General features: G+C 65.5%; 8 protein-coding genes. 5 read left to right on the top strand and 3 right to left on the bottom strand.

The features are described 5' to 3' along the window. Window positions 1-457: 457 nt before the first annotated feature. On the bottom strand, window positions 458-1,228 hold the full coding sequence (locus tag E1298_RS02380) for an SDR family NAD(P)-dependent oxidoreductase (RefSeq protein ID WP_131889067.1): 771 nt from the start codon (window positions 1,226-1,228) through the stop codon (window positions 458-460). Window positions 1,229-1,297: 69 nt separating this feature from the next. On the opposite strand from E1298_RS02380, the gene E1298_RS02385 reads away from it, so the two are divergent. The 4 genes from E1298_RS02385 (at window position 1,298) to ltrA (ending at window position 7,961) form a co-directional block, all read left to right on the top strand. Then, on the top strand, window positions 1,298-1,762 hold the full coding sequence (locus tag E1298_RS02385) for a MarR family winged helix-turn-helix transcriptional regulator (protein WP_243725343.1): 465 nt from the start codon (window positions 1,298-1,300) through the stop codon (window positions 1,760-1,762). Between the two features lie 916 nt (window positions 1,763-2,678). After that, entirely contained in the window at window positions 2,679-3,506 is an 828-nt protein-coding gene (locus E1298_RS02390; protein WP_131889069.1) for a methyltransferase domain-containing protein, read from the top strand. A 1,056-nt stretch (window positions 3,507-4,562) separates the two neighbouring features. Then, window positions 4,563-6,392 carry a reverse transcriptase/maturase family protein gene (locus tag E1298_RS02395; RefSeq protein ID WP_131889070.1) on the top strand — a complete coding sequence of 610 codons (1,830 nt, stop codon included), beginning with the start codon at window positions 4,563-4,565 and terminating at the stop codon, window positions 6,390-6,392. A gap of 129 nt (window positions 6,393-6,521) precedes the next feature. After that, the gene (gene ltrA / locus E1298_RS02400) at window positions 6,522-7,961 is read left to right on the top strand and encodes a group II intron reverse transcriptase/maturase (RefSeq protein ID WP_207944386.1); all 1,440 of its coding nucleotides are present in this window, start codon (window positions 6,522-6,524) and stop codon (window positions 7,959-7,961) included. A gap of 160 nt (window positions 7,962-8,121) precedes the next feature. Here ltrA and E1298_RS02405 read toward each other — a convergent pair whose 3' ends face one another. Continuing rightward, window positions 8,122-8,331 (bottom strand): hypothetical protein, encoded by a 210-nt coding sequence (locus E1298_RS02405; protein WP_131889072.1) that lies wholly within the window; start codon window positions 8,329-8,331, stop codon window positions 8,122-8,124. Between the two features lie 261 nt (window positions 8,332-8,592). Next, window positions 8,593-9,174 (bottom strand): hypothetical protein, encoded by a 582-nt coding sequence (locus E1298_RS02410; protein WP_131889073.1) that lies wholly within the window; start codon window positions 9,172-9,174, stop codon window positions 8,593-8,595. Window positions 9,175-9,329: 155 nt separating this feature from the next. Between E1298_RS02410 and E1298_RS02415 the strand changes: the two genes are divergently transcribed. Further along, on the top strand, window positions 9,330-10,156 hold an 827-nt coding region (locus E1298_RS02415), incomplete at its 3' end, for an NsdA family TPR-like regulatory protein (protein ID WP_481726127.1).

Genomic DNA, 10,156 nt, shown 5'->3' on the forward strand with positions numbered 1-10,156 from the left:
TCCGCGCCCCGGTAGCCCAATCGGTAGAGGCAGCCCGTCAATCTCAGACTCTCGCTCCAGGCTCAGTATCGCCGCTGATCGCCAGATCGAGCGGGGACGGACGACACTCGCTGAAATGCCAGTTCGAATCTGGCCCGCGGCTCTTCGCGCCGCGGTAGTTCAATGGCAGAACACGGCGGACTAAGAACTGATCCGTCTCCTTAAACGCCGCTGGCGTGCGCAATAGGCGGCCCACCAGGGCCCCGGGACACGGGCATGTTCCGGGGCCCACCGCATTCCTCCGACCCCTCGGCTTCGCCGGCCGCGACGCGGGCGGGGTCTCGCGCCAGATTCTGGAAGGACCGCACGAGCCCGTCGTCCGCGGTGCCCTCGGGACGCGACAGCACCCAGGTGGCCGTCGCGGAGCAGGCGAGAAACGCGGCGGCGAGCACACCCGGCACGGGAACGTTCCTGCCGTTCATCCGGCCACCCGCCCGCCGGTGAGATCGAACGTCGCGCCGGTCACCCACGACGAGGCGGGCGCGGCGAGGTACAGGACGGCCTGCGCGACGTCCTCGGGCTCGCCGATCCGGCCGAGCGGGAACACCGCGGCGAGCTGCTGGAGCCGTTCGGCGGGCAGGGAGGCGAGCTTGTCGTTGAGCACGGCGGACGGTGCGAGGCAGTTGACGCGCACCCCGTCCCCGCCGACCTCGGCCGCCAGATGCCGCGCGAACATGACGACACCGGCCTTGGCGGCGGCGTAGGCGGCGTTCGCGCCACCGGGACGGCGGCCCGCCGTCGACGACATCAGGATGATCGACCCGCTGCGGCGCTGGAGCATGCCCGGCAGGAACTCGTGGACGGTGAGGAACACCGAGGTCAGATCGGACTCCAGCACCGCGCGCCACCGGCCCGGGGCCAGCTCGGCGGTCGGCGCGGGCGCGCCCTGCCCGCCGGCGAACGGGGCGAGGATCTCCACCGGCCCCAGCTCGTCCTCGACACTCACGCGGATGCGGGCGAGCGCGTCGTGGTCGGTCACGTCACCGGGCGCGGCGAACGCCCGTCCGCCCTCATCGGTGATCGACGCGACGACGCGCGCGACCGCCGCCGCGTCGCGGCCGGTGACCGCCACCTTGACGCCGTTGGCGGCCAGGGCCCGGCAGGCCGCCGCACCGATGCCGCGCGAACCACCCGTGACCAGGGCGACCTTGCCGCCCAACCCGGGGAATCTCGGCCAGGCGACGTCCATCGCACATCACTTCTCTCGCATGAAAAGTTCATTACTATGAATGATTCTGCGTGGAGTACAGTATTCGCCGTGACCGAATCCCGCAACCAGCCGACGGGCGCCGCCTTCCTGCTCGCGCAGCTCGGCGCGCACGCCGCGAACCGGTTCGCCGCGCGGATCGCCGACCTCGGCCTGTCCCCCGCCGACGTCGGCCTGCTGCGGATGATCGCCGCCCGGCCCGGCCGCAGCCAGCAATCCCTGGCCGCCGACCTCGGCGTCGTCCCGAGCCGCGTCACCGCCCTCATCGACCCCCTGGACCGCGCAGGCCTGGTAGAGCGTCGCCGATCCACCGGCGACCGCCGCAACTACGAGCTGCACCTGACCCCCGAGGCGGCCCGCGTCATGGACGAGATCAAGAAGACCGCGATCGCCCACGAGGCCGACATCACCTCGGCCCTGGACCCGTCCCAGCGAGCCCAACTCATCACCCTGCTAGAGCTGATCGCCGCCGACCAGAACCTCACCCCCGGCGTCCACCCCGGCTACCGCCGCTGACCTTTCCCCATCCGCCGCAATTCGCGGTAGGGGCGGCCCTGGTCGATCGAACTGCGTAGTTGATCGCGCCTGCTACCGTGATGATCACTAGGGCGAAAGACCGGCGCGAATCTCTATCCAAGCGCCACTGCCCTGCGAGCCGCCCACCGAAAGGATTTGCGCATGCGCTTCAGCACAGCACTTGGGTCCGCGGTGCTGCTCAGTGCCGTAGGACTCGTAGCAACGCCCACTAGCCCGGCCCTCGCAGATGATTCCCCGCGTGTCAGATGTGGCGCATGGGTCTGGACTGGCAGCATCAGGGGAGCCCGATCCAACGGGAGCGTGCAATGTGTCGTCCAGTCCGGGCGGAGGTATTTCACGCGCGCCGCCGGCAGGGTAACCGACACCGCCAGCGACGGGCTGTGCGCGCTGACGATCATCGACTGGCGAGGGTCCGGCGGCAGGAAAGACAGGGATAGGTTCTGGGCCTGCGGTTACGGAAAGGTGAAACTCATCGCAGGAAGGCCAGGCGACAGAGGAAGGTACTGGAAGGCCACAAGCGTCTCGACCACGACCGTCAGAGCGAAGAAGTAAACGCGTCCACCTCGGCTACCGCCGCCCGTGACACCCTCGCCCACGGGAAACACCCGAAAAATCCCGGATTGTTCAGTCTCAAAACACCGGTGATGGACTGATAGCCACACAACCACTCCCCTGAAGCGTCCGTGAGCGGTATAAATGCCCGGCAGACCTTGTGAGGACGCGCAGTAGGCAGGACTGCGCGTCTGAGGACGGCGCGGAGAGGCAGGATAGTGGGCAAGCACGGCAAGAAGCAGCAGTGCAGCGTGTGCAACGGCTCCGGCAAGATCGAGACCGACGTGGACAGCAAGAAGGAGACCCGTTCCTGCTGGGGATGCAGCGGAACCGGGCAAGTGGGATGAACGCCAGGGACGCGGTGAACGCGATACCTCGGGAGACGTTCATCCCTGAGGTGATCTGGACATACCGCGACGACGGCTGGTCAGTCCCGGTCCGGCGCGATCGGGAACCAGAACGCTGGGCCGAACTGGCGGGCTCCGGGGATTCCATCGTGATCCAGATGGACGACGGTCGGGCCGTCGAGAAAGGCGCGTGGCCGACGTCGTCCAGCACCGCCCCCGAGGGCATTGTCACAGTGATCGAGGCGCTGGACCTTCGGCCCGGTATGCGCATTTTGGAGATCGGCGCGGGAAGCGGCTTCAACGCGGCCGTGCTCGCCTTTCTCCTGGGCGCGGAGAACGTGACGACGGTGGACATAGATCGCGCGTTGGCCGATCATGCCCGGCAGGCACTCGACCGGGCGGGATATCCCGTAGAAGTGATCACCGGCGACGGCACCAAGGGTCATGCGCCGGGTGCGCCCTTTGACCGCATCGTGGCGACCGCGTCCGTGCACACCTTGCCGTATGCCTGGGTGCAGCAGACCGTTCCTGGAGGCATCGTCCTGGCGCCGTGGGCGGCCACTTTTCATCCCGACTGCCCGCTGGCCAAGCTCACCGTGCGAGATGATGGAAGCGCGGAAGGACGCTTTATCGGACCGGGGTTCTACATGCCGGTGCGAGACCAGCGTGTCTCGCAACGCGTTATGCAGGAGACCAAGAAGCGGTGGGCCAAGGCAGGGCACCCAGACTGCACGCGGTACGGCGTCACGGTCACGCCGGAAGGGCAGCGCATCTGGCTCGACTCACCGGAGCGCCACGTGGCGCCACTAACCGAGTGGAGGTGAAAGCATCCACCCGCGAACTGTCGCAGCAGTTTGCGTGAAGCTGAAGGCAGTCTGACTCCAGGAAGGTGGGGAAGGGCGGCAAGCAGCCTTGACAATGTCGGGACGGGCCGGAACTACCAGATGGTCTGGGTCCGGTTAGCGAGACGGAAAGGTGTACGTGAGGAACCAGTGGTCTAACGCCTCTTAATCGAGCCGCCGGCTCAAACCTGGTGGATAAGGGCCGGTACACGGTGAACGCTGAAGCGTTGGTCCGCGGAGGCGTCACCCGACCGTATTTGGAGTGTACGGCTGGGTGGTCATGGGGAAGGTACTGCGGCGTACCTGTGACGATGCCGTAGGGGCATAGCTGGGCACCTCCTCCGTCAAACGGTTAGTGGTGAACGTGGGAACCACTCGATATGGACCCGCCACCGGATATCCAATGAGGTGGAAATGGGAGGGCACCTTGCCTGCCGGGATATCGAGTGGGACGGAGCCCGCGTAGTAGTCCGAGGGCGGGAAAGCCGTCCACATGGCGAAGTTGCGCCGTCTAATTCGGCGTTGGATCACTCTCGCAGAGAGTAGAGGTTCGGAAGGAGACCTCTTGGCCACCCGCCTTACCTGGACGCGAAAGCGCGAGGGGACAACAGCATGGCGGGAAAGCGTGGAGCCTTGTGAAGGCGTTTATGGGGCTGCCGCGCAAGGCCAGTGTGATATGGCGAAGACCAGACTGTTTGAAGCCAAGTTCCCAGGGATGGAAATGTGCATCCTCCGACATACAACGCCCGGAGCCGAGCCACCATTATCAGGCGAATCCCCTTTGCTTCGCCCCAACCTCCCGACTGGTGGACGGTGGGCAACGAGCTCACTCAAGGGAACGGACAGGCCGCCTACGTCATGCTCGATACATCCAGCGCAAGAGGAATTCGGGATCGCCTAAGGGGCGCGAGCCCTAGGGTGACGGAGTGCCAGTAGTAGTCGTGGGATTAGCGCCCCACCAGGGAGAGCGGGAAAGCCGCTTACAGGGCCAAGTGGCACAGGTGTCCACGATCAACCAGGAGAGGCGGGGTACGCGTAATGCAGACAGCCGAAGCCTTGCTGGAGATCATCCACGAACGCGGCAAGAAGGGACTGCCACTGGAGAGGCTGTATCGGCACCTGTTCAATCCGGAGCTATATCTGCGTGCTTACGGGAAGATCTACCGCAACGCCGGTGCCATGACGCCCGGTGCCACGGCGGAGACCGTGGACGGCATGAGCCTGACGAAGATCCAGGCCATCATCGAAGCGCTGCGATATGAGCGCTACCGATGGACCCCGGTGCGGCGGACTTACATCGACAAGAAGAACTCGTCGAAGAAACGTCCGCTGGGGCTGCCAACGTGGTCGGACAAGCTACTGCAAGAAGTGATCCGCTCCCTTCTGGAGGCATATTACGAGCCGCAGTTCTCCGAGTACTCCCACGGGTTCCGTCCGGGGCGGGGGTGTCACACCGCGCTTGAGGAGGTCCAGCGCTACTGGCGCGGAACGGTGTGGTTCATCGAAGGCGACATCACCGACTGTTTCGGGTCTTTGGACCATTCGCTCACGAGATCGATCCTGGCCGAGAAGATCCACGACGGAAGGTTCCTGCGCCTCATCGACGGGCTGCTCCAGGCGGGATATCTGGAGGAGTGGCGGTATCACGAAACGCTGAGTGGTGCGCCACAAGGCGGAATTTTGAGCCCGCTGCTCTCCAACGTCTACCTGGACCGGTTGGACAGGTATGTCGAGACAACCCTCCTTCCCGTCTACAACCGGGGAGACCGGCGTAAGCCATATCTGCCGTACATGCGGCTGCATAAGGCCGTCTGGAAGCTGGAGAAGAAGGGACAGCGAGGCGGGGTGACCCGGCAAATGCGCCGGAAACTGCAACAGCTCCCCTCCCGCGACCCCAACGATCCCGGCTACCGGCGGCTGCACTACATCCGCTATTGCGATGATTGGCTGCTGGGCTATACCGGAACACGGCGGGAGGCCGAGGATATCAAGGGCAAGATTGGGCGGTTCCTGAGCTATCGCATGAAGCTGGAGCTGTCCGAGCACAAAACCCTGATCACTCATGGGCGGACCGAACCGGCCCGCTTCCTCGGCTATGAGATTGTGGTCCACAACAGCGACGCCAAACGTGATCGGCACGGTCACCGTTGCATCAACGGGCAGATCGGGTTGAAGATGCCGATGGATGTCGTGCGGGCCAAACGCAAGCCCTACATGCGACGCGGTAAACCGGCCGCCATCCTGACCCGCGCTCACGACTCCGATTTCCGGAGCGTGGCGCGATATCAGGCGGAGTTCCGGGGCATCGCAGAGTACTACCAGCTGGCCTATAACCGGCACCGTCTCGGCTCACTCAGATGGATCATGGAGCGGTCGCTGACCAAGACGCTGGGGCACAAGAACAAGATCAGCGTCAACAAGGTCTGGAACCGCTACCGAGCCACCTGGCAGACACCCGCAGGACCTCGGCGAGGTTTGCAGGTGAAGGTCGAACGCGGCGATGGAAAGAGGCCACTGGTCGCCCGTTGGGGCGGGGTTTCGCTGGCTCACCGCCGGATCACAAGGGAGGCCCTCAAAGACGACCTCCCGGCCATCTGGAGGAAGCGTCCAGCAGAACTCATCACCCGGCTGCGAGCCGGACGATGCGAACTCTGCCACGCGCGTACCGACGTCGAAACGCACCATGTCCGGCGTCTGCAAGACCTTCATACCGGGAATCAGGCCGAACAGCCTGAATGGGCCAAGCTGATGGCATCACGCCGACGCAAAAGCCTGATCGTCTGCCGCGACTGCCACAAAGGAATCCACAATGGACTCCCCGCGAGGCATACTTCAAGGAATGTGACACTGGAGAGCGACGTGCGGTGAAAATCGCATGCGTCGTTCGGTGGGGGGTCGCCGGAAAAGGGCCTGCAATGAGCAGGTACCTCGCCGGCGGCCTACCCTGCGCGGGCAGCAAGTTCGCAGAAAGGTGCTGTCATGTCAGGAGAGACAGCGGTGAATACCGGTGTGCCGTGGCCCGGCCTGTACTCGGCTGAGCAACGGGTACTGAAGATTCAGACCAAACTGCACCGATGGGCGGGCGAAGATCCCCAGCGTCGGTTCTGTGATCTGTTCAACCTTGTCGCCGATCCCGCCTTCCTGAGGGTGGCATGGGACCGGGTGCGGCACAATACCGGCGCACGTTCGGCGGGTGTGGATGGAATGAGCGCTCGTTACGTCGAACAGACCGTCGGTGTAGAGGTCTTCCTCGCGGGAATCCGGGAACGGTTGAGGGCAGGGACGTTTCGTCCCCGCCCTGTGCGGGAGCGGATGATCCCCAAGCCGGGATCTGGCAAGTACCGGCGGCTGGGCATCCCGACCGTACGAGACCGGATCGTGCAGGCCGCGCTGAAGTCGGTACTGGAGCCGATCTTCGAGCAGGACTTTCGGCCCTGCTCGTACGGCTTCCGGCCCAGACGGCGCGCGCAGGACGCCATCGCCGAGATCCACTACTTTGGATCCCGCTCTTATGAGTGGGTTCTGGAGGCGGATATCAAGGCATGTTTCGATGAGATCTCACATTCGGCCCTGATGGGTCGGGTACGAACCCGCATCGGAGACAAGAGCGTCCTTGCGCTGGTGAAGTCGTTCCTCAAAGCCGGTATCCTCACCGAACTCGGTTCTGAGGAACATAGCCGGGCGGGCACTCCACAAGGTGGGATTCTCTCGCCGCTGCTGGCGAACATTGCTCTATCGGTGCTCGATGATTTCGCGTGCACGGTATGGCACAACACGATGGCCACCCCGTCGCAACGCGCGCATAGGCGCCAAACCGGGCGGCCCAAATGGCGACCGGTTCGCTACGCGGACGACTTCGTCATCATGGTCGCTGGGACTGAGGCGCACGCGCGGCAATTGCGACAACAGGTGGCCGAGGTTCTTTCCACGATGGGCCTGCGCCTATCTGAAGAAAAGACGCGTGTGGTTCACCTCGACGAGGGCTTTGACTTCCTCGGATTTCGTATCCAACGACACAGGAAGCGAGGCACGCAAAAGCGCCATGTCTACACCTATCCCTCACGGGCGTCCGTACAACGGATCGTGGCGAAGATCAGAGCGCTCACGCACCGGACAGCACAACCGAACCTGAGAATCCTCCTGGGAAGGCTGAACAGCCTTGTGGGGGGATGGTGCAACTACTTCAAGTACGGGGTATCGAAGAAAGTGTTCAGCTACCTAAGGTCATTCATGTGGCAGCGGGTAGCCCAATGGATACGAAAACGATGCCAACACCTGGGGTGGAAGACCATCCGTAACCGCTACATGAACGGTGGCTGGGAGATCACCAGCCAAGGAGTAACACTGTTCAACCCGGCATCCGTAACGGTACGCCGATACCGGTACCGGGCCCAGCGAATCCCAACCCCCTGGAGCCACGCAACCCATGCGGCATGAACTTGTGGAGAGCCCGTTGCGTTGAAAGGCGCACGGCGGGTTCGGAGGGCGGCGGCGAGGAAACCACCGACCGCAAGGCCGGAACGGCGCCTCGCCGCCGACCCCTACGACAACCCGATCGCTTGACCACAGCCGTGCCACGCGAGCGCTTTTCCCCGCTCTACGGAGGCTGGGCGGTCCGTCGCCGCTCGCGTGCGCGTGCGGCGGCGCGGGTGATGATGTCGCCGAGGTAGCGGATCTTGTCGGGGTCCTCGCGTTTGCCTTGCCAGTACTGCGATTCGGGGACGATCTCGTCCATGAGCAACTGGTAGGCGGCGATCGCACGCTGCAGGTCGTCGTGTTCTCCGGCGTCGGGCGGGTCGGTGGCCATCGGTCCTCTCCTGTTGGGCGCGGCGGCACCGGCGTCGGGGTCGCTTGGTGCCGCCGCGCCGTTTGTGGGGCCGCCCGGCCGGCAGGGGGTATGCCGACCGGGCGGCGGGCACGGGCTCCCGGCTCCCTTCCAGGGGCCCGTGCCGGTCGCGCGGCTTCGCTCCGAAAGCCCCCGTCCAGGGCCGAGCGGCGGCCGCGCGAACGGGTGGGCGCGGCGCTCACTCCGCGCTACGGGCTACCGCACCCACCGTCATCGGCCCGTCTACCCCTCTGCGGTCGGGTCGGCGGAGACCGGCGCGCCGAGCGCCCACGCGATCCGCTCGGCCGCCTGCTCCACATCCACCGACAACCGGCCACCGGTATCGGGCCCGGCCGACCACACATAACTCTCGCCCTCGGCATCCCAAGAGACCCGGCGCTTCTCACCCTGGTAGGCGACATGCAGATGGTTGCCCGCCGCCTTGGCCCCCTCCAGCCACGAGGTCTGGGGAACCGACTCGCAGCGCGCGCTGACCTGCGGAACCCGCCGCCGCACCGCCGCGTACAGGGCGTCCACCGGCCCGTACGGCGTGACCGCCGGCCTGTCCAGGCCCGCAGCGATGATCACCGCGGCATCGACGATGTGATCGGCCTGCGCGATCGGCTCACCCGAACCATCCACAAACCACAACCGATCGGCGTCGGTGGGCCGCGGCTTACACGTGATGGCACCAACGATCCCACCGACCACGAGGAAGTCACGGCCGAGCTTGGACTTGAAGCCCCGACCCTGCAGCTGATTCATCAAGGCACCGAGCTGCGCATAGGCGTGGGGATGCTCGGTGCCGTCGAAGTTCTCTGCCATGCCCGCCTCCTGATGAAATGCACGGTGGTCTTTCGGTCACTGTCAGTGAATCCGTGGCAGGCGCCACACCTCTAGCGGGAGGATGAGGAGTGGAGGAGGAGGCCCCCCGAGGCCGCGGCACTTCTCTGGAAACCCCGGGCGAGAGGTGCGTCGCGATGTCCAAGGCCAGCGAGATCATCGGGGCGCGGCTGCGGAAGCTGCGCGAGGAACCGCGCGACCGGTACGGCCGCCCCCACCGGTCCCGGGAGAAGTGGGCGATCATGCTGCGCTCCGCAGCCGGTCCCGGCGCCGACGGCCTCCCGGGCGTGAAGAGCCTCGCGGACATGATCAAACAATGGGAGCGCGGCGACCACATCCCCGGCCCGATATATCGGCCTTTGTACGCCCGCGTTACGGGGAAGACCGAAGAAGAGCTGTTCGCGGAGGCGATGGCGCCGGAGCAGGACAGCGCCCCCACACAACCGGAGGCCGAGCCAACGAAACGCCGAGACGCCCTCAAACTCGGTGTCGCCGCCCTCACCCCCGAGGCCATGCACCGGGTCTTTGGTCATGCCGCCGAAGAGGCCATGGAGTTCACCCGGCTCGCCGGTGCCACCTCCTTGGGCGTCGGAACCCTCGCCCATTTGGACGCGGTGGTGACCGAACTCGATCGCGCCTACATAGGCAGCCCCCCGGGGGAGCTGTTCGCCATGGCGCGCACCTACCGGCACCAGGTCGCCGAGCTGATCCAGGGGCCTCACACCCTCCAGCAGGCCCGCGAACTCTACGTCTACGCGGCATGGCTGTCGGAGGCGCTCGCCTGGTTGGCCCACGATCTGGGCGACCCGTTCGCGGCCGAAGCGTGGGCGGTCGACGCGTTCGAACACGCCGACCAGGCCGGCCATGACGAACTATGCGCGTGGGCCGCCGACGCCATGGCCTCGACCGCCATCTACAACAATCAGCCCGCCCGCGCCCTCGCCGCAGCGCAGCGCGGCATCGT

The organism is Actinomadura rubrisoli, from assembly GCF_004349215.1.
GTDB classification, from domain to species: Bacteria; Actinomycetota; Actinomycetes; order Streptosporangiales; family Streptosporangiaceae; genus Spirillospora; species Spirillospora rubrisoli.